Source organism: Leucobacter muris (assembly GCF_004028235.1).
GTDB lineage: Bacteria > Actinomycetota > Actinomycetes > Actinomycetales > Microbacteriaceae > Leucobacter > Leucobacter muris.
Map to the genome: position 1 here is coordinate 3,182,846 of NZ_CP035037.1, position 17,931 is coordinate 3,200,776.

The window sequence follows — 17,931 nt, forward strand, 5'->3', positions numbered from 1 at the left end:
GCGAGCGGGAGGGTGGTGCGCTCGGACAGCGTGGCGACGGTCTGCCCGTCGACGCGCTCGGTATCCGGCTGAGCCGGGCGGCTGGAGGTCTCGGTGTGCGTGGCGCTCATTCTGCTGATCCTTCCGAGAACGACGACTCGTAGCGCTCGAACCACTCCCGCTGCTCGTCGATGCGCGGATGGGGCTCGGAGTAGACGTGGTCGAACATCGACCCGGGCTGCGGGGCGGGCAGGCTCAGTATGCCGTCGCGGACCCGCTTCGCCTCGCGCTCCGCCTCCTCGCGCGCCTCCTCGAAGAACGCGTCGTCGATGCCCAGCGTGCGCAGGTGCGCCTCGAAGCGGGCGATCGGGTCGCGCTGCTGCCACGCCTCGAGCTCGCCGGCCGGCCGGTAGCGCGTGGGGTCGTCGGCGGTGGTGTGCGCGCCGACGCGGTAGGTGAGCGCCTCGATGTATCCCGGGCCGCCCCCCGTGCGCGCCTCTCGCAGGAATCGGCGCCCTACCGCGTACGCGGCGAGCGGGTCGTTGCCGTCGATCTGCACGCTGCGCAGGCCGAAGCCGAGAGCGCGGCGGTAGAGCGGGGTGCGCGACTGGCGCGCGACCGGCACCGAGATGGCCCAGCCGTTGTTCTGCACCACGAAGACCTCGGGGGTCTGGTAGCTGGCGGCGAAGATCATGGCCTCGTTGGCGTCGCCCTGGCTGGAGGTGCCGTCGCCGTAGAACACCATGGTGGCCTCGCCCGTCGCGGTGCCCGGCTCGCCCGCGTCCATGCTCGTGTCGCCCGCGCGACGCTTGGCGTCGAGCAGCTGACCGAGCGCGTTGCCGGTGGCGTGCTGGGTCTGCGCGCCGAGCACCAGCGTGTAGAGGTGGAAGTTGCCGTGCGCCGGGTCGGTCACGTCCCAGCCGCCGTGGGTGAGGCCGCGGAACTGCGCGGCGATCTGCAGGAAGCCCACGCCGCGGATCAGCGCGACGGCGTGCTCCCGGTAGGCGGGGAAGATGTGATCCTGCGCTTCGGCGGCGCGGCCGAGGCCGACCTGGCAGCCCTCCTGCCCCACGCTGGGCACCCACAGCGCGAGCTGCCCCTGCCGCTGCAGGTGGGCGCACTCGGTGTCGAAGGCGCGCGTGGAGACCATGTCGCGGTACCACTGCTTGAAGTCATCGATCCCGACGGCCGAGAGCTCGTCGGCGAACTCGGCGGCGGTCGCCGAGGGCGCGTAGGCGCCCGCCTCGTCGAGGAAGCGGATCGGCTCGGGATCCGCCCCACCGTGCAGCGGGCCGTAAGTCGTCTGTTCGCTCATCCTGACCCAGTGTAATGAGCACCCCCGACACCGCGCGGATATATCGCGGGGTGGGCGGACCGGTGGGCGATCCTCGTCTCAGACCGCGACGACGAACTCCCGCACGATGCGCAGCACCTCGGGCAGGCTCTCGGCCTCCCCCACCGAGACGCGCACGCCGTGGCCGGCGAACGGGCGCACGAGGGTGCCCGCCTCGGCGAACGCGGCGGCGAGCGCCTGCGCGCTGTCGACGCCGCCGCGATCCCGGCCCTCCGGCACCCACACGAAGTTGCCCTGCGCCTCGGGCACCGCGAGCCCGAGCTCGCGCAGACCCGCGGCGAGCGCGTCGCGCCGCCGCACGATCTCGGCGATGCGCTCGGCGTGCACGGCGCGGGCCCCGGGGGTCAGCGAGGCGAGCGCCGCGCTCTCGGCGACGCCGGTGACCGAGAGCGGGATGCCCACGCTCGCGGCGGACGACAGGATCGCGGGGTGGCCGACGCCGTAGCCGATGCGCAGCGCGGCGAGCCCGTAGGCCTTCGAGAAGGTGCGCAGCACGACGAGGTTGGGATGGTCGCGCAGCACGTCCTCGCCCCGCACGGCGTCGGGGGCGTCGACGAACTCCCGGTAGGCCTCGTCGAGCACTACGAGGGTGTCGGAGGGCACGCCCGCAATGAAGCGGTCGAAGTCGGATCGGCGGATCGCCGGGCCGGTGGGATTGTTGGGGGTGCACAGCAGGATCACGCGCGTGCGCTCGGTGATCGCCGCGGCGATCGCGTCGAGGTCGTGCTCGGCGCCCGCGGTCAGCGGCACCGCGACGCCGGTGGCGCCGGAGGCGAGGCCGAGCGAGGGGTAGGCCTCGAAGCTGGGCCAGGCGTAGAGGTACTCGTCGCCGGGGCCCGCCGCGGCGTGCACGAGCTGGTAGAGGATCGCGACGGATCCGGCCGCGAGGTGCACGTGGTCGAGGCTCACCCCGAACTCGCCCGCGAGCGCGGCCCGCAGCTCGGGCATCGCCGCCGGCGCGTAGCGGTTCGTCTCGAGCGCGCGCTGCGCCACGGCCTCGAGCACCCCGGGAAGCGGGTCGAAGGGGTTCTCGTTGCTCGACAGCTTGAACCCCGGCCTCGTGGGCGTCGCACCCTGCCGGTAGGCGGGCATCGCGAGCACGTCGGGGCGGATGCGAACGGGAGGCGCAGCGTTTTCGCTCATGGATCGCAAGTCTAGTGAGCGGCTGCGGCCCTGCCCGCCGCGTCGCCGGTCGTCTCGGCCGCGGACGCCGTCACTGCCCGTCGAGGTCGGGGATCTCGGGCGGGTCCCACTGCAGGTCGGGCAACTCGATGGGAGTGGGCGTCGGCGCGGGCGCCGTCGGGATGATCGGCTGCTCGGGCCGCGTGGGCGACGGGTCGGGATCGGGGATCCCGGAGCGCTCGGAGGGAGCGGGTGGCACGCACGCCATCACGACCGCGAGGGCGACCGAGACGGCCGCTGAAGCGATCGCGAAGCGCATCGGCGCGCGGGCCCCGGTCGCCTCCCCGGAGACGGCCGCGCCGAGCTGCCGCCGTCGCAGCAGCAGGGCGAACGCGGGGGGCGCGGCCAGTACGAGCGCGATCACGCCGAGCAGCGGCCAGAACCGGCCCGTCGCGTCGCCCGCGCCGAGCAGCGCCGCGAAGACGGCCGCGAGCAGCGCGCAGCCCGCCCCGAGGCCGATGCGCCACCAGCCCCGCCGGGCGGCGCGCAGGCGGTGCTCGGCGAACTGCCGTGCCGCATCGCCCGCGCCATCGAGGGTGCGCGCCGCATCGGTCTCGGCGGCGGCCACGACGATGAGCTCGCCGGCCAGCAGCGCGAGCAGCGGCACCGGCAGCAGGCCGAGCGCCCCCGAGGCGAGCAGGGCGCCCATCAGCACCGGCCAGGCGGCCCCGACGAACACGAGTACCACCCCCGCCCGGGCCCACGGGGGCCTCGACCACGTCTGGCGCAGGAAGCCGCGCGGCGCCGAGCGGGTGGTGCCCACGAGCAGCTGGAACAGGTTCACGCAGATCGCGCCGAGCAGCGCGAACACCGCCGGGGGCACCGCGATGGCGACGAGCAGCCACGCGGCGAGGGCCGCCACGAGCCGGGTGCGCTCCCACACGGCCGAGGTCATCGCGAACGCGGCCTCCCGCTGCTGCGGGTTCTGGGCGAGCACCCCGCTCAGCACCCGCATCGCCTGGGCGTCGGTGCGGGTGTGCACGTCGGAGGCGAGCAGCAGCAGGTCTTCATGCTCGGGGTCGATCGCGAGCCCCTGCGCGACGAGGTGCGAGAGCTCGCCCTTGTCCGCGATCCCGCCGAGCATCTGGGCCGCCGCCGCGTAGACGCCGGCGTCGTGCGGGGCGAGCGCGACGGCCCGATGCACGTGCGCTCGGACGGGTTCGCGGTGGGACACGTCGCCGCGCGGCTCGGCGCGCAGCGCCCACGCCGAGAAGAGGTGCGCGGCGGGCATCTCGGGGGCGAGCGCGAGCGTCCGGTCGATGTGGGGGCGCGCGAGCCGCGGCTGCTCATCCCTGAGCTCGAGCGCCGCGAGAGTGAGGTGCGCTCTCACGCCGTCGGGGTGCAGGGCGAGCGCGCGCTCCGCGGCGCTGCGCCCCTCCTCGGGGTGCGAGCACCGGTACTCGGTCCACCCGAGTTCGGACCAGAGCGCTGCGCTGTCCGGGAACGCGGCGACGCCGCGCCGCAGCTCGGCGGCCGCCTCCTCGGCCCGCCCGAAATCCCAGAGCGCCGCGGCGCGCCGCAGATACCCGTTCGGATCCTCATCGGCGGACGCACCCGAAGGCTCCCGGCTCACGGAACCTCCGCGCCGTCGATCGGGGCCGCGCCGCCCTGGCCCTGCGGCTGCTGGTTGCGCTGGCGGATCTCCTCGAGCGAGCGGCTCATCCGCTCGATCGCGTCGTCGTCGGGCAGCGAGCTGCGCCGCTCCTCCATCTCCTGCTGCAGCTTCTGAGTGCGCTCGCGCATCTCGAGCTCCATGGGGGTCGGCGGCGGATCGAACTCGGCGGCGTGCCGGTCGGCGAGCAGCCACGCACCGGCGATCCCCGCCGCCGCGCAGGCCAGCGCGGCGAGCACGAGCCACGGCGAGGTGCGCGCCGATCCGCGTCGGAGGGAGAGCACCCGGCCCGCGCGCAGCAGCAGGGTCACGAGGGGCGGCACGGCGAACGCCGCGGCCACCGCGGCGAGCAGGCCCGCGGCCTCGGGCCGCATCTCGATCGGCTTCGCGTACACCGGCATGAGCGCGAGCAGCACCGCGACGCCGACCCGGGCGAGGCCCCACCACCCGTTGCGCAGCTCCTGCCGCGCCGCGGCCAGCCCCTCGTCGTCGCGGGGGAACAGCCCCGTGCGCTGCTCGGAGCGGAACCGCGCGAACACGAACAGCACCTCCGCGATCATCAGCAGCCACGCCGTGAAGCCGATGCCCATCGTGACGCCGCCGATGTAGCTGCCCTGCATCTCGAGGTGGCGCTCGCCGGACCGCACGCCGAGCGTCAGCGCCCACAGCAGCGTGCCGAGACCGCCGACGGCGGCGAGCGCGAAGCCGATCCACACCCACCACACCGGCGCGTAGAGTCTGCGCATGAAGCGCTTGGGCAACCCCCGCGTGCGAATGGTGAAGAGCAGCACGAACCACGCCATCGGCAGCACCAGCATCGCTTCGGCGAACTTGACCTGAGAGCGTCGACTGCCGGGCGAGGGCTCGCCGAACACGAGATAGGCGAACACCGACAGCATCGCGAGCATCCAGAGCGCGAGGCCCGCGAGCAGCTGCGTGCGGCCCCAGACCCGGTCGCTGATCTCCCGCGCGACGGAGCGCTGCACGGGGTTGTCGGCGAGCACCCCCGCCAGCAGCCGCAGGGCGGCGGCCTCGTGCGCGGCGCCCATGCCGCCGATGCGCGGACTCGCCTGCCCCGCCCGCTCGCTCTCGCGCTCGGCGGCGAGCGCCTCAGGCTCTCGGCGTCGGGATCGAGCGCGAGCGCGCGGTCGAGGGTCTCGGAGGCGGCGGCAGAGTCGCCGAGCTCGCGCAGCATGACCGTAGTGCGGCGCAGCGTCTCGACGTCTTCGGGCGCGAGCTGCAGGGCGCGGTCGAGGCAGGAGCGGGCCTCGCCGCGCCGCTGCCGCTTCTCCTTGCGCGGCCCGCGCGGGTCGGCGATCAGCGCCCGCGCCGCGTTCAGGTGCGAGACCGGCCAGTCGGGATACGACTGCTGCAGCTCGCGGGCGTAGGCGAGGCCCTCGTCGGCGCGGCCGTCGGCGATGGTCGCCTCGCACAGCGTGTTCAGGGCTCGGGGGTCGCCCGGTCGCACCGCCAGGGTGCGGTGCGCGAGCTGCTCGGCCTGCTGCGGCTGCCCGGCGAAAAACAGCTGCCAGCCCAGATACCCGAGCAGCTCGGAGTCGTCGGGGAACTCGGCGAGGCCGCGCCTGAGCTCGGCGATGGCGTCGTCGACGCGGCCGAAGCCCACGAGCGCCTCGGCCCGCTCGAAGAAGCCGGCGGCCGTCTGCGCCTCGGCCGCTCCTCCCGGGGGCGCCTCCATCAGAATCGCTTGTACTGCTTGAGCAGCTGCACGAGGTCGTCGTAGCGGCCATCGGTGTTCGCGTAGTTGGCGACGTTGCGCGCGCTGTCGAGCCAGGGCCCGATCGACGGTTTCACCTCTTTCAGGGCGCGGTTCGTGTCGCCCATCGAGACCGGCTGCACCGCCCCCGACTTGATGGATGCGGCGAGCGCCTTCTCGGCCGCCGTGTCGCACAGGTGCTTGAGATCGGCGCCCGAGAAGCCCTCGGTCTTGCGCACGAGCACGGGGAGGTCGATGCCCTGGATGGGCCGCTGCTCGAGGTGGCTGCGCAGGATCGCCTCCCGCGCCGGCGCGTCGGGCGGGGAGACGAGCACCATGCGGTCGAAGCGCCCGGGGCGCAGCAGCGCCGCGTCGACGTCCCAGGGCATGTTGGTGGCCGCGAGCACGAACAGGCCGTCGTTGTCGCTGCCCACGCCGTCCATCTCCATGAGCAGCTGGTTGACGAGGTTGCGCAGCCACTGCGAGCCCTGCGAGCTGCGCTTGCCGCCCACCGCGTCGATCTCGTCGAGGAAGAGCACGGCGGGCGCCTTCTGGCGGGCCTCGGTGAAGGTCTTGTGGATGTTGCCCTCGCTCTCGCCCATCCACTTGCTCAGCACGTCGGCGAGGGTGACCGAGATGAAGTGCGCGCCGAGCTCGCCCGCGATCGCGCGCGCCAGGTAGGTCTTGCCGCAGCCGGGCGGGCCGTAGAGCAGCAGGCCGCCGCCCAGGCTCTTCTTGAACGCCTTGGCGATCTCGGGGTGCGCGATCGGGTCGAGGAACGTCTCGCGGATGCGCTGCTTCACCTGCACCAGGCCGCCGACGTCGGAGAGCCGCATCGTCTCGCGGCTGACCTCGACGGGCAGCGAGCCGTCGGGCGCCTCGGAGACGCCCACGTCGATCGTGCCGTCGGGGTTCTGGCTCGCCTGCTCGACGATGAACGGCGGCGGCAGCGGATTCTCGAACTGGTTCTCGAGCTGACGCCAGTCGACCCCCGGCCCGGTCGCCTCGCCGGGCGCGCCCGCCCGCGCGTCGGGGGGCGAGTCGCCCTGTCCGTGCGGCTGATACGGCTGCGGCCGGGGCGTCTCGGTCGTGTAGGCGGCGTGCTCGGGCGGCGACGAGGCGCCGTCCGCTCCCTCGCCCGGGGCGGTGTCGGACGGCGCCTCGCCGGTCAACCGATCGACGAGGGCGCGCGCACCCGCGTGCCCGGGCGCCTTCGAGAGCACCACCATGGCCTGCCCCAGCCCCTCGTCGCGCCGCCCCGCCTCGGCCAGTCGCTCGGCGTAGAGCGCGCGCAGCTCGGGGTCTTCGGGGGAGGCTGCCACCGCGGCGGCCAGACTGTTCAGCAGTGCGTCAGACATGGTTCGATGCTACCCGCGGCCTCCCACATGCACGGGGCGGCGACCCCGCTCGGATGCGGTCGCCGTCGCTGAGGCGGCGCGCAGCCGAGGCTACCACACTGGAGTCATGAGATCCGTGATCCGAGTGCTCGTCAGCGCGTTCGCGCTGTGGCTCACCACGCTCATCGTGGGCGGCAGCGGCCGCCACGGGGTGTGGATCGAGCCGATCAGCGGCGACGACTACTCGCCGCTCGTCACCGTGCTGCTCGTTGCGCTCGTCTTCGGGCTCGTCAACGGCACCCTCGGCCGCGTGCTGCGATTCCTCTCGACGCCGCTCTACATCCTCACGCTCGGGCTGTTCGGCCTCATCGTCAACGGCGCGATGTTCGCCGCGGTGGCCTGGCTCTCCGACATCGCCGGTTTCGGCCTGCGCATCGAGACGTTCTGGTGGGGCGTGCTCGCGGCACTCGTCATGTCGATCCTCTCCGGGATCATGAACGGGCTGCTCGGCAGCAGCAAGAAGAAGGATCGCTGATCGCCGAGCCCGATGCGGCGCGGCCGGCACGGTCGGCACCCCGAGCGAACGCGACCTGAATTCTCGCCGCGCATTCGGCAGACTGGGGGCATGAGCACCGTCGATCCGATCCGCCCCTTCCGCATCAGCTTCGTCTGCTCCGGCAACATCTGCCGCTCCCCCATGGGCGAGGTGGTGCTCCGCTCGCTGGCCGAACAGGCCGGCCTCGGCGAGCGCTTCGTCGTCACCTCGCGCGGCACCCACGGCTACCACGTCGGCGACCCCGCCGATCCGCGCACCCTCGTCGCGCTCGCCGAGTGCGGCTACGACGGCAGCGCCCATCGCGCGGCCCAGGTCTCCCCCGCCGACATCGAGCAGCACGACCTGCTGATCGCCCTCGACCGCGGCCACGAGCGCAGGCTGCGCTCGCTCGGCGCCGATCCGCGGCGGCTCTCGCTGCTCACGGCGTTCGATCCCGAACGCCCCGCCGACCCCGACGTGTTCGACCCCTACTACTCCGACCAGCACTCGTTCGACGAGGTGCTCGCGCAGGTCGAGCGCAGCAGCGCGGTGCTGCTCGATCGCCTCGTCGCCCGCATGGAAGAATAGGGGCCAGGGCGTGCCCGGCAAACCCTGGCCCGCGATCCCGAACCACCGAGAGGCACCCATGACCCCGCTCCCCCCGCAGCCCATCAGCCCCCTCGACGGCCGCTACCGCGCCGCGGTCGCCGACCTCGGCGACACCCTCTCCGAGGCGGGGCTCAACAAGGCTCGGGTGCACGTCGAGGTCGAGTGGCTCGCCTACCTCACCGAGCACTCGCTGCTCGGGGCGACTCCGCTGCCCGCCGCCGAGCTGCAGGCGCTGCGCGACTGGGCCGCGAACTTCGGCCAGGCCGAGATCGATCAGCTCGCCGAGACCGAGCGCACCACCCAGCACGACGTGAAGGCTGTCGAGTACCTCGTCCGCGGCAAGCTCGACGAGCTCGACCTCGGCCGCCTCGCCGAGCTCACCCACGTGTGCTGCACGAGCGAGGACATCAACAACCTCTCCTACGCCCTCACCGTGAAGCAGGCGATCGCCGACGTGTGGCGCCCCCGCTTCGAGAAGGTCATCGCCGAGCTCGCCCGCCAGGCCGAGCAGTACCGCGAGCTGCCCATGATGAGCCGCACCCACGGTCAGCCCGCCACCCCCACCACGCTCGGCAAGGAGCTCGGGGTGTTCGTGCACCGCCTCGAGCGCCAGCTCAACCAGATCGACGACGTCGAGTACCTCGGCAAGTTCTCGGGCGCCACGGGCACCTTCGCCGCCCACCTCGCCGCCGATCCCCGCACCGACTGGGCGCAGGTCTCGCAGCAGTTCGTCGAGGGCCTCGGGCTCGACTGGAACCCCCTCACCACCCAGATCGAATCGCACGACTGGCAGGCCGAGCTCTACACGCGCATCGCGCACGCCAACCGCATCCTGCACAACCTCGCGACCGACATCTGGAGCTACATCTCCATCGGCTACTTCCGCCAGATCCCCGTCGCCGGCGCCACCGGGTCGTCGACCATGCCCCACAAGGTCAACCCGATCCGCTTCGAGAACGCCGAGGCCAATCTCGAGCTCTCGAACGCGATCCTCGACTCCCTCGCCGCCACGCTCGTGACCAGCCGCTGGCAGCGCGACCTCACCGACTCCTCGGCGCAGCGCAACATCGGCGTCGGCCTCGGTCACTCCGTGCTGGCGCTCGACAACATCTTGCGCGGGCTCGGGCAGATCGACGCCGCCCCCGACGTGCTCGCGGCGGATCTCGACGCCAACTGGGAGGTGCTCGGCGAGGCGATCCAGACCGTGATCCGCGCCGAGGTGACCGCCGGCCGCTCATCCATCAAGGATCCGTACGCCGCGCTCAAGGAGCTCACCCGCGGCCGCCGCATCGGCCAGGCCGAGCTCGTCGAGTTCGTGCAGGGCCTCGAGATCGGTGACGAGGCCAAGCAGCGGCTGCTCGCGCTGACGCCCGCGACCTACGTCGGCGACGCCGCGCGCCTGCTCGACTACCTGCAGCGCTGAGTCGCGCGGGCCGATCCGCGCGCTCAGCCCGCTTCGCATGCGCACCGCCCTCGCCGACCTCGGCGGGGGCGGTGCTCGTGTTGCGGGGCATGGAGCCGAGCGCTCTGACACCGTGAGCCGCCGGCGCCTCGATGCCGCGAAGCTGCTCCCGCAGGCCCCGGGCCCCTTGGCGCTTCTCGAGGAGATGTGCCAGAGTGGAAACATCCGATGAAAGGACCTCCGTGCCCGAGAACACCCCGGCCGTCTACCGCTTCGCACGCCAGCGCGTGCGCCACCGCTTCACCGCCCGCGAGGTGACCGTGACGGCGGTGAGCTCCCCCGTCGAACCCTTCATCCGCGTCACGCTCTCGGGCCCCGACCTGCACGACTTCGTGTCGGACGGGCCCGCGGATCACGCTCGGCTCTTCTTCCCCCACCCCCTCACGGGCGAGCTCGTGGCGCCGACCCCGGTCGGTCCCGGCGAGGACGGGATCGTGCGCCCGGAGGCGCCCATGTTCCCCCGCGACTTCACGCCGCTCAACCTGCGCACCGATCCCGAGACCGGTCTGCGGGCGTTCGACGTCGACTTCCTGCAGCACCCCGATCCCGGCCCGGCCTCCGCCTGGGCCGCCGCCGCGAAGCCGGGCGATCGACTCGTGGTGGTCGGTCCGCGCGGCTCGGCGACCGCCCCGCAGGGAGCGGATCGGCTGCTGCTGATCGTCGACCCCTCGGCCCTGCCCGCCGCGGCTCGCTGGATCGCCGAGGTGCCCGAGCGCACCGAGATCGAGGTCGTCGCCGACGCCTCACCCGCCGACCTCGACTGGATCGAGCAGTACCTGCGCGAGCAGGGCGGCCGAGAGGTCGCGGTGACCGAGGCGTTCGGCACCCTCGCCGACGCCGCGGCCGACGCCGGCATCGACGAGGGCACGTTCCTCTTCGCGGCCGGCGAGGCCACCCGCCTCATCCCCCTGCGCCGTCTGGTGAAGTACGAGTACGGCGTGCCCCGCGAGCAGTACGCGCTCAGCGGCTACTGGAAGCGCGGCATGGCGAACTTCGACCACCACGCCCCCATCGATCCCGAGGATCCCGAGGAGTGACCCGCCGGGGCTCTCGCCGCTGACCCTCCACCGCGCTCGAGCGGGCTCTCGACGCCGGCTTCCCCGAGCCTGCTCCAGCCGGGGGCTAGCATGGAGCCATGGACTCCGTGCAGCGTTCGCGCATCTCGCTCACGGCCGTGCTCGACGAGTTCTTCTTCATCTACGGCGGGGTCGCGGCGATCTGGCTGGCCTGGCTGGTGCTCACCGAGAGCTTCAGCTTCGGCTGGCTCGGCATCCTGTCGTTCATCGCCTTCTGGGTGCTGCTCGCCTACCTGGCGCTCCCCCGCGTGCACCGCATCCTGACGACCGTCTACGTGCCCGACTACTTCATCGGCCGCACCCGCACGAGCGACGGCCTGCTGGGCGACCCCATCAACCTGTCGCTGCGAGGCACGGAGCAGCAGCTGCACGACGCGATGGAGCGCGCCGGGTGGGTGCGCGCCGATCCGGTCACCCTGCGGTCGTCGTGGGGCATCGTGGTCTCGACGATCACCAGGCGCAGCTACGATCGCGCGCCCGTCAGTCCGCTGTTCCTCTTCGGCCGCATGCAGGACGTCGCCTACCAGCAGGAGGTCGCCGGCAATCCCGCCAAACGCCACCACGTGCGCTTCTGGCGCACGCCCGAGGGCTGGCTGCTGCCCGGCGGCGCCCGGGTGGATTGGCTGGGCGCCGCGACCTTCGACCGCGCGGTCGGCTTCTCGCTGTTCACGTTGCAGATCACCCACAAGATCGACGCCGACATCGACGTCGAGCGCGACCACGTCGTCGCGACGGTACAGCGGGCCAACCCCGCCGCACGGCTCGAGGTGCTCTCCGACTTCTCGACCGGCTACCACTCGCGCAACGGCGGCGGCGACACGATCCGCACCGATGGCGATCTGCCGGTCATCGACCTGAGCCCCATCGGGACGGAGGCCGCCCGTGGGTGAACGACCCCGCAAACGCGCCGCCATCGAGCCCGCCGCCACGCTCTTCGATCGTGAGGCCGAGCCCGCGCCGCAGGACCGGCGGCCCGTCTCCGTCTCGGGCGGCGCCGCCCTCGTCGTCGCCCGCGCGCTGGGCACCGCGCTGTGGAGCGTCGGGCTGCTGCGGCAGTGGGGCTCCATTCGCGCCGACCTCGACCTCGAACCCGACGAGTCCGGAGTGGCCCTCGGCGTGCTGCTCGGCTTCCAGGGTTTCTGGATGCTGCTGCTGCTCGCGCTCGCGTGGCTCATCTGGCGCGGCGGCAACGGCGCGCGCATCCTCGTGATGATCGGCGCCACTGCCAGCATCACGGCCTCGGCGATCGCCTACTTCGCGGCGGGAGAGGAGATCACCGTGCACACGACGCTGCTCACGCTGGCTCTCGACATCCTCATCCTGCTCGCCCTGTCGAGCCGGGATGCGCGGGCGTGGACGCGGCGCCGCAGGGCGTGAGCCGCCGCCCATGAACGGCGGCGGTCGGGCCCCGAGGCATCAGTCGTCCTGATCTCACGGCCTCATCCGCGGATGAGTGATCCCGGGCTCAGTGCCAGTCGTCGCCGTCCGGGCGGTGCAGGTCTTTGCGCGCCTCAAGGTCTTCCTGGCTCGGCTTGCCGCCGAGGCCCACGAGCGCGACCATCATCACCGAGACGATGAATGCGACGCCGAGGAAGACGAGCGCGAGCACCCAGTCGCGGGTGGCCATCAGCACGACCGCACCCGCGAAGATGCCCAGCACGGCCGAGAACCCGATGAGCTCCAGCGGTCGCAGGCGGTCACGGCGCGACGGCGTCACGGGATCCTGCGGTGCGGGCTCGGTGGGCTCAGTCATCGTCTGCTTTCGGTTCGGTGAGGAGGAGGGATCAGCGCGCGTCGGCCGAGGACTGCTCCGCGGCGGGCGCACCGGCGACCGCGGCGGAATCGCTCGTGGAGCGGCCGTCATGGGCACGGGTGTCGAACGCAGAGATGCCGAGGAAGACGCCCGCGATCACCGCGTATGCGCCGAAGAAGCCGAGCACGGCGACCGGGTCTTCGCGCACGAGCAGCGCGAGCAGCGCGAGCAGCACGCCGGCCCCGCCGAGCAGGGTCGAATCCTGGCGGCTGCCGGGCTGCACGGCCGCCCCGATGAACTCGAGGAGCGCGCTCACGAGCGACCAGGCGGCGATGAGCACGGCGAAGCCGATGGCGGACGAGCTGAGCGGGATGGCGACCGCCGCGGCCACCGCGACGACGCCGAGCAGCAGTGGCAGCGAGCTGCGGCTCGTCGACCGGCGCGCGAACCACTCAATCAGGTGCGCGACGGCGATGGCGCCGAGCGCCGCCGAGGTGATGCCGAGGTCGAAGCCGAGCTGCTCGTGCATGGTCGCGCTGAAGGCGATCGCCATGCCCGAGAACAGCAGCACGATCACGCGGACCAGGCGCACGGAGCGGGAGACGGCCGCGTTCGGGGTCGTCGACTCCGCAGCGCTCGATACGGCAGCGGACATGACACCCCTTTCTTCTTCCGGCAGTCTATCGCGTCCTGCCGCGAGCTCGCTGACCGCCCGTCGGGGACGAGAGCTCATACGCCCTGCGGCATGTCCTGGAAGCGCGAGTAGTGGCCCTGGAACGCCACGGTGACGGTGCCCGTGGGGCCGTTGCGCTGCTTGGCGAGGATGAAGTCGGCCTCTCCCGCTCGGGGGCTGTCGCGATCGCCCACGGCCTCGCGGTGCAGCAGGATGACCATGTCGGCATCCTGCTCGAGCGACCCGGACTCGCGCAGATCGCTGATCGCCGGCATCTTGTCGGCGCGCTGCTCGGACGCGCGGTTGAGCTGCGACAGCGCGATGACGGGCACGTCGAGCTCTTTCGAGAGCAGCTTGAGCGCTCGCGAGAACTCGCTGACCTCTTGCTGACGGCTCTCGGACTTCTTGCCGCTCGACAGCAGCTGCAGGTAGTCGATGACCACCATGCGCAGGCCGTGCTGCTGCTTGAGCCGCCGGCACTTGGCGCGGATCTCGACGAGCGTGAGGTTGGGGCTGTCGTCGATGAAGAGCGGGGCCTCGGCGACGCGCGCCTGGGTGGCGGCGAGCTTCTGGAAGTCGCGGTTGTCGAGCGCGCCCTTGCGGAGGGTCTGCATGGGGATGCTGGCCTCGGCCGCGAGCAGACGCATGGCGATCTCGGCGCGGCCCATCTCGAGCGAGAAGAAGACGGTGGGCGCGTTCGCGTGCACCGAGGCGTTGCGCGCCACGTCCATGGCGAGCGTCGACTTGCCCATGGCGGGGCGGGCCGCGATGATGATCATCTGGCCTCCGGCGAAGCCGTTGGTCATCGCGTCGAGTTCGCTGAAGCCGGTGGGCACGCCCAGCATGCCGTCGGCGGCGCCGTTGGCCTTGTTGATCTCTTCGAGGGCCGCGTCGACGGCCAGCGAGAGCGGCACGTAGTCTTCGCCCTGGTTCTCGCCCGTCACGCCGTAGATCTCGGACTGCGCCACGTTGACGAGGTCGATCGCCTCGCCCTCGCCCGCGTAGCCCATCTGCACGATGCGCGTTCCGGCCTCGACGAGGCGGCGCAGCAGCGCCTTCTCGGCGACGATCTCGGCGTAGAAGCCGGCGTTGGCGGCGGTGGGCACGATGCTGGTGAGGGTGTGCAGATACTCGGCGCCGCCCGCGCGCTGCAGCTCGCCCGCCTTGGTGAGCTCGTCGGTCACCGTGATGACGTCGGTGGGCTCGCCGCGGGAGTACAGCGAGAGCACCGCCTCGTAGATGACCTCGTGCTTGGGCACGTAGAAGTCGCCGCCCTTCAGCAGGCCGGTGACGTCTGCGACGGCGTCTTTCGAGAGCAGCATGCCGCCGAGCGCGCTCTGCTCGGCGAGCAGGTCGTAGGGCGGGGTGCGCTCGTGCCCGCGGGCGTCGTCTTCGACGAACGGATCCGAGATCCCCAGGTGTGCGATCGACACTCGACGGCTCCTTTTTCGTTGTGCGGGCCTGTTACCGACTGATTAGACACCAGACCCCCGACATTCACGGTACGAGCACCTCGCGAGGCACTCAAACGAACGCAGATCGGGCCTGTGGATAACTACGTGCATAACTTGCCCGTTTGAGCCACATGTTTTCCACACCATTGGGGAAAACCTGTGGAGAGCTTGTGTACGACTTCTCGTTTATGGGCTCTGATCGGGTATTTATTCTTTCCACAGGGAGAAAGTTATTCAAGTTTCAGGTAAAGCTTGAGGCTTGAGCGGTCGCGGCTCATGTGGACAACTAGCGGGAAAAGTCGCTCCTGTCAAAGCTTTTCGTCAGCCCGCGCGCGGTGCGGCGTTCACGCGCCATTCATCGCCGGGCAAACCCCGCCCGAGCGCCCCGCACACGCAAACGGGGCGGGATCCCGAAGGATCGCCGCCCCGCTCGAAACGCTGGGATCAGCGCTGCGCGATGACCTGCAGGGTCACCTTGGCGTCGACGCCCTCGTGCAGGTGCACGACGGCCTCGTACTCACCGGTCGACTTGATGGTAGGCACGGTGATCTTGCGCTTGTCGATCTCACCGAGCCCGGCCTCGGACACCGCTGCGGCCACGGCCGCCGGCTTCACCGAGCCGAACAGGCGGCCCTCGGCGCCCGTCTTCGCGAACAGGCGGATCTTGCCCTCCTGCAGCTTGGCCTTGAGCGCCTGGGCGTCCTCGGCCGAAGCGAGCGCGCGCGCCTCGCGAGCGGCGCGCAGCTGCGCGACCTGGGCCTCGCCGCCGCGGGTCCAGTGCACCGCGTAGCCCTGCGGCACGAGGTAGTTGCGTGCGTAGCCGTTCTTGACGTCGACGACGTCACCGGCGGAACCGAGGCCCTGGACCTCGTTCGTGAGAATTACCTTCGCCATGATGTTCTTCCTTCGCGGCTCAGCGGCCGGAGCCGGCGTAGGGGAGGAGTGCCATCTCGCGGGCGTTCTTCACGGCCTTCGCGATGAGTCGCTGCTCCTGCACGGACACGCCGGTGATGCGGCGGGCGCGGATCTTGCCGCGCTCAGAGATGAACTTGCGCAGCGTCGCGACATCCTTGTAGTCGATGACGCCGACGGTCTGCTTCTTCGCGGGTGCGAGGGTCTTGGCGTTCTTACCCCGACCCGGCTTGCGGCCTGCGCCGCTGGACTTGCCTGCCATATTTGGTCTCTTTTCGTGATGCGATCCGGCTGGCCGGATCAAGAAGTTGTCTGCCTAGAAGGGCTGCTCGTCGTCGAAGCCGCCGCCGAAGTCGTTGCCGCCGCCGGAAGAAGCGCCGCCCTGACCGGAGTTGGTCCAGGGGTTGCCTTCCTGCTGCTGCGCAGCGGGACGACCCCAGCTGCTCTGACCCTGCGGCTGGTTGCCACCGCCGCCGAAGCCGCCGACCTGGCCGCGCGACTGACCGCGGCTCACCTGAGCGGTGGCGAAGCGCAGCGACGGACCGACCTCTTCGACCTCGAGATCGAGGCTCGTGCGCTGCTGGCCCTGGTTGTCGGTGTAGCTGCGCTGCGTGAGGCGGCCCTGCACGATGACGCGCATGCCCTTCGTGAGCGATGCCGCGATGTTGTCGGCGTATTCGCCGTATGCGCGGCAACCGAGCCACAGCGGTTCGCCGTCAGACCAATCGCCCGACTGACGGTCGCGCACGCGAGGGGTCGAGGCGATCCGGAAGGTCACCCACGAGTTGCCCGCCTGGCTGACCCGAGGCTCGGGATCGGCAACGAGGTTGCCGACGACAGTGATCAGCGGCTCGCCGGCCATGAGCTACGCGCCCACCTTCGCGGCACGAGCGGCCTTGGCCTGCTCGCGCTTGGCCTGAGCAGCGCGCTGAGCGATGAGCTCGTCGGCGCGGAGCACCTTGGTGCGCAGCACGGCCTCGGAGAGACCCAGCTGACGATCGAGCTCGGCAGTCGCCTCGGGGGTCGCGGAGAAGTTCACCACGACGTAGATGCCTTCGGCCTGCTTCTTGATCTCGTATGCGAGACGGCGCTTGCCCCAGATGTCGACGTTCTCGATCTCGCCGCCCGCATTGCGGATGACGCCGAGGAACTTGTCCATGCTGGGGGCCACGGTGCGCTCGTCGATACCCGGATCGAGGATCACCATGAGTTCGTACGGATGCATTACTGACCCACCTCCTTCGGACTTCACGGCCACAGGATTTCTGTGGCAGGAGGGTGTTTATGCGGTGTGCCCGCGCGCTGAGCGGAACGCTTCGCACGCAGACAACTAGAACAGTTTAGCACCTTCGAGCCCGGGCCGCCCGGGCAGTTTCCCGGGGGCGCGCGAGCGGGCCGGCTCAGACGCGCCGGAAGCTCTCCACGCCGCCGATCGGTTCCCGCTGCCCGCCGACGTGCACGATGTCGCCGCCGTCGACCGTCAGCTGGGTGCCGTGGGCGCGCAGCGCGGCGACCTTGCGCTCGAGCCAGGGGGAGATGTCGTGCCGCTCGACGGTGGCGTCGGTCTCAGTGCCGGTGCCGGCGGGCCCGGCATCACCGGCGGCCGGAGGGCCGGGGGAGCCGGCGTCGTCTGCTCCGGGGGCGGCGAGGGGCTCGGGATCCGGCACGATCTCCCAGAACGGCAGCTCGAGCGCGTGCGCGACGGCTCGGGAGAGACGGTGCGCGAGCCGGTGGTCGGGGTGCCCGTAGCCGCCCCCGTCGTCGTAGCTCACGATCGCCTGCGCGCCGGCCTGGTAGGCGGCGGCGAGCAGGTCGTTCAGCACCTCGACCGCGGGGGCGCTGGTGAGCGCGTCGCGGCTCGCCTCGGGCGCGGCCGTCACCCGGCCGTCGGATCCCCAGGCCATGCCCGAGTCCTCGTAGATGTAGGGGGGAAGCCCCTCGGCGCGCGCGGGCTCGGCGCCCAGGAAGGCGTGACGCTCAACGCCGAGCATGCCGAGCGCGGTGCGCAGCTCGTTCTGGCGCACGACGGCCAGCCCGTGCGAGCCGGCGAGCGCCTGCAGCGGGCCGGGCGTCACCTCGCCCTGCTCTCCGCGGGTGAGCGTGACGAGCAGGGGCTCGAGTCCCGCCTCGGCGAGCGCGGCGAGCGTGCCCCCGGTGGTGATGGTCTCGTCGTCGGGGTGCGCGTGCACGAACATCACGCGGGGCCGCCCCTCGAACCAGGTCGTCGGATCGACCGTCTGCTCGCTCATCATGCCCTCCAGCTTCGATCCGCGGTTCGG

At 71.7% G+C, this 17,931-nt stretch carries 20 protein-coding genes; 7 read left to right on the plus strand and 13 right to left on the minus strand.

The window, feature by feature from the left end; all coding sequences use genetic code 11:
- Window positions 1-106 precede the first annotated feature (106 nt).
- The 4 genes from Leucomu_RS14885 to Leucomu_RS15235 all read right to left on the minus strand — a co-directional run bounded on the left by Leucomu_RS14885 (window position 107) and on the right by Leucomu_RS15235 (window position 5,176).
- Window positions 107-1,294, minus strand: coding sequence for a thiamine pyrophosphate-dependent enzyme (locus tag Leucomu_RS14885; protein WP_128387702.1), 1,188 nt, complete (start codon window positions 1,292-1,294; stop codon window positions 107-109).
- Between the two features lie 78 nt (window positions 1,295-1,372).
- Window positions 1,373-2,476: a histidinol-phosphate transaminase gene (locus tag Leucomu_RS14890; protein WP_031290030.1), complete on the minus strand. Its 1,104-nt coding sequence runs from the start codon at window positions 2,474-2,476 to the stop codon at window positions 1,373-1,375.
- Window positions 2,477-2,546: 70 nt separating this feature from the next.
- Window positions 2,547-4,088 (minus strand): tetratricopeptide repeat protein, encoded by a 1,542-nt coding sequence (locus tag Leucomu_RS14895; RefSeq protein WP_164884584.1) that lies wholly within the window; start codon window positions 4,086-4,088, stop codon window positions 2,547-2,549.
- Window positions 4,085-5,176 (minus strand): hypothetical protein, encoded by a 1,092-nt coding sequence (locus Leucomu_RS15235; protein WP_164884585.1) that lies wholly within the window; start codon window positions 5,174-5,176, stop codon window positions 4,085-4,087. The genes Leucomu_RS14895 and Leucomu_RS15235 overlap by 4 nt, the downstream gene beginning before the upstream one ends.
- 290 nt (window positions 5,177-5,466) lie before the next feature.
- On the opposite strand from Leucomu_RS15235, the gene Leucomu_RS14900 reads away from it, so the two are divergent.
- The gene (locus Leucomu_RS14900) at window positions 5,467-5,868 is read left to right on the plus strand and encodes a hypothetical protein (protein WP_128387704.1); all 402 of its coding nucleotides are present in this window, start codon (window positions 5,467-5,469) and stop codon (window positions 5,866-5,868) included.
- On the opposite strand, the gene Leucomu_RS14905 is transcribed toward Leucomu_RS14900, so the two are convergent.
- Window positions 5,823-7,199, minus strand: a complete 1,377-nt coding sequence (locus tag Leucomu_RS14905; protein ID WP_128387705.1) for an AAA family ATPase — start codon at window positions 7,197-7,199, stop codon at window positions 5,823-5,825. The two genes, Leucomu_RS14900 and Leucomu_RS14905, sit on opposite strands and share 46 nt — an antisense overlap.
- Before the next feature lie 106 nt (window positions 7,200-7,305).
- On the opposite strand from Leucomu_RS14905, the gene Leucomu_RS14910 reads away from it, so the two are divergent.
- The 6 genes from Leucomu_RS14910 (at window position 7,306) to Leucomu_RS14935 (ending at window position 12,237) form a co-directional block, all read left to right on the plus strand.
- Window positions 7,306-7,713, plus strand: coding sequence for a phage holin family protein (locus Leucomu_RS14910; protein ID WP_128387706.1), 408 nt, complete (start codon window positions 7,306-7,308; stop codon window positions 7,711-7,713).
- 90 nt (window positions 7,714-7,803) lie between these two features.
- Window positions 7,804-8,301, plus strand: a complete 498-nt coding sequence (locus Leucomu_RS14915) for a low molecular weight protein-tyrosine-phosphatase (protein ID WP_017884076.1) — start codon at window positions 7,804-7,806, stop codon at window positions 8,299-8,301.
- 58 nt (window positions 8,302-8,359) lie between these two features.
- Window positions 8,360-9,745, plus strand: coding sequence for an adenylosuccinate lyase (gene purB / locus Leucomu_RS14920; RefSeq protein ID WP_017884077.1), 1,386 nt, complete (start codon window positions 8,360-8,362; stop codon window positions 9,743-9,745).
- A 221-nt stretch (window positions 9,746-9,966) separates the two neighbouring features.
- Window positions 9,967-10,821, plus strand: a complete 855-nt coding sequence (locus Leucomu_RS14925; RefSeq protein ID WP_128387707.1) for a siderophore-interacting protein — start codon at window positions 9,967-9,969, stop codon at window positions 10,819-10,821.
- 98 nt (window positions 10,822-10,919) lie between these two features.
- Complete coding sequence (locus tag Leucomu_RS14930) at window positions 10,920-11,750, plus strand: LssY C-terminal domain-containing protein (protein ID WP_128387708.1); 831 nt, start codon at window positions 10,920-10,922, stop codon at window positions 11,748-11,750.
- Window positions 11,743-12,237: a hypothetical protein gene (locus Leucomu_RS14935; RefSeq protein ID WP_017884080.1), complete on the plus strand. Its 495-nt coding sequence runs from the start codon at window positions 11,743-11,745 to the stop codon at window positions 12,235-12,237. The genes Leucomu_RS14930 and Leucomu_RS14935 overlap by 8 nt, the downstream gene beginning before the upstream one ends.
- An 88-nt stretch (window positions 12,238-12,325) precedes the next feature.
- Here Leucomu_RS14935 and Leucomu_RS14940 read toward each other — a convergent pair whose 3' ends face one another.
- The 8 genes from Leucomu_RS14940 to Leucomu_RS14975 all read right to left on the minus strand — a co-directional run bounded on the left by Leucomu_RS14940 (window position 12,326) and on the right by Leucomu_RS14975 (window position 17,901).
- Complete coding sequence (locus Leucomu_RS14940; protein WP_017884081.1) at window positions 12,326-12,613, minus strand: ABC transporter ATP-binding protein; 288 nt, start codon at window positions 12,611-12,613, stop codon at window positions 12,326-12,328.
- A gap of 31 nt (window positions 12,614-12,644) precedes the next feature.
- Window positions 12,645-13,268, minus strand: coding sequence for a hypothetical protein (locus Leucomu_RS14945; RefSeq protein WP_017884082.1), 624 nt, complete (start codon window positions 13,266-13,268; stop codon window positions 12,645-12,647).
- A 74-nt stretch (window positions 13,269-13,342) separates the two neighbouring features.
- Window positions 13,343-14,719, minus strand: coding sequence for a replicative DNA helicase (dnaB, locus tag Leucomu_RS14950; protein WP_017884083.1), 1,377 nt, complete (start codon window positions 14,717-14,719; stop codon window positions 13,343-13,345).
- A 465-nt stretch (window positions 14,720-15,184) separates the two neighbouring features.
- Complete coding sequence (gene rplI, locus Leucomu_RS14955; RefSeq protein ID WP_017884084.1) at window positions 15,185-15,634, minus strand: 50S ribosomal protein L9; 450 nt, start codon at window positions 15,632-15,634, stop codon at window positions 15,185-15,187.
- 19 nt (window positions 15,635-15,653) lie between these two features.
- Complete coding sequence (rpsR, locus tag Leucomu_RS14960; protein ID WP_017884085.1) at window positions 15,654-15,914, minus strand: 30S ribosomal protein S18; 261 nt, start codon at window positions 15,912-15,914, stop codon at window positions 15,654-15,656.
- Window positions 15,915-15,968: 54 nt separating this feature from the next.
- Window positions 15,969-16,514, minus strand: coding sequence for a single-stranded DNA-binding protein (gene ssb / locus Leucomu_RS14965; protein WP_017884086.1), 546 nt, complete (start codon window positions 16,512-16,514; stop codon window positions 15,969-15,971).
- Between the two features lie 3 nt (window positions 16,515-16,517).
- Entirely contained in the window at window positions 16,518-16,877 is a 360-nt protein-coding gene (rpsF, locus tag Leucomu_RS14970; protein WP_017884087.1) for a 30S ribosomal protein S6, read from the minus strand.
- A gap of 175 nt (window positions 16,878-17,052) precedes the next feature.
- Window positions 17,053-17,901 carry a PIG-L family deacetylase gene (locus Leucomu_RS14975; RefSeq protein WP_228407130.1) on the minus strand — a complete coding sequence of 283 codons (849 nt, stop codon included), beginning with the start codon at window positions 17,899-17,901 and terminating at the stop codon, window positions 17,053-17,055.
- Between the last annotated feature and the right edge of the window lie 30 nt (window positions 17,902-17,931).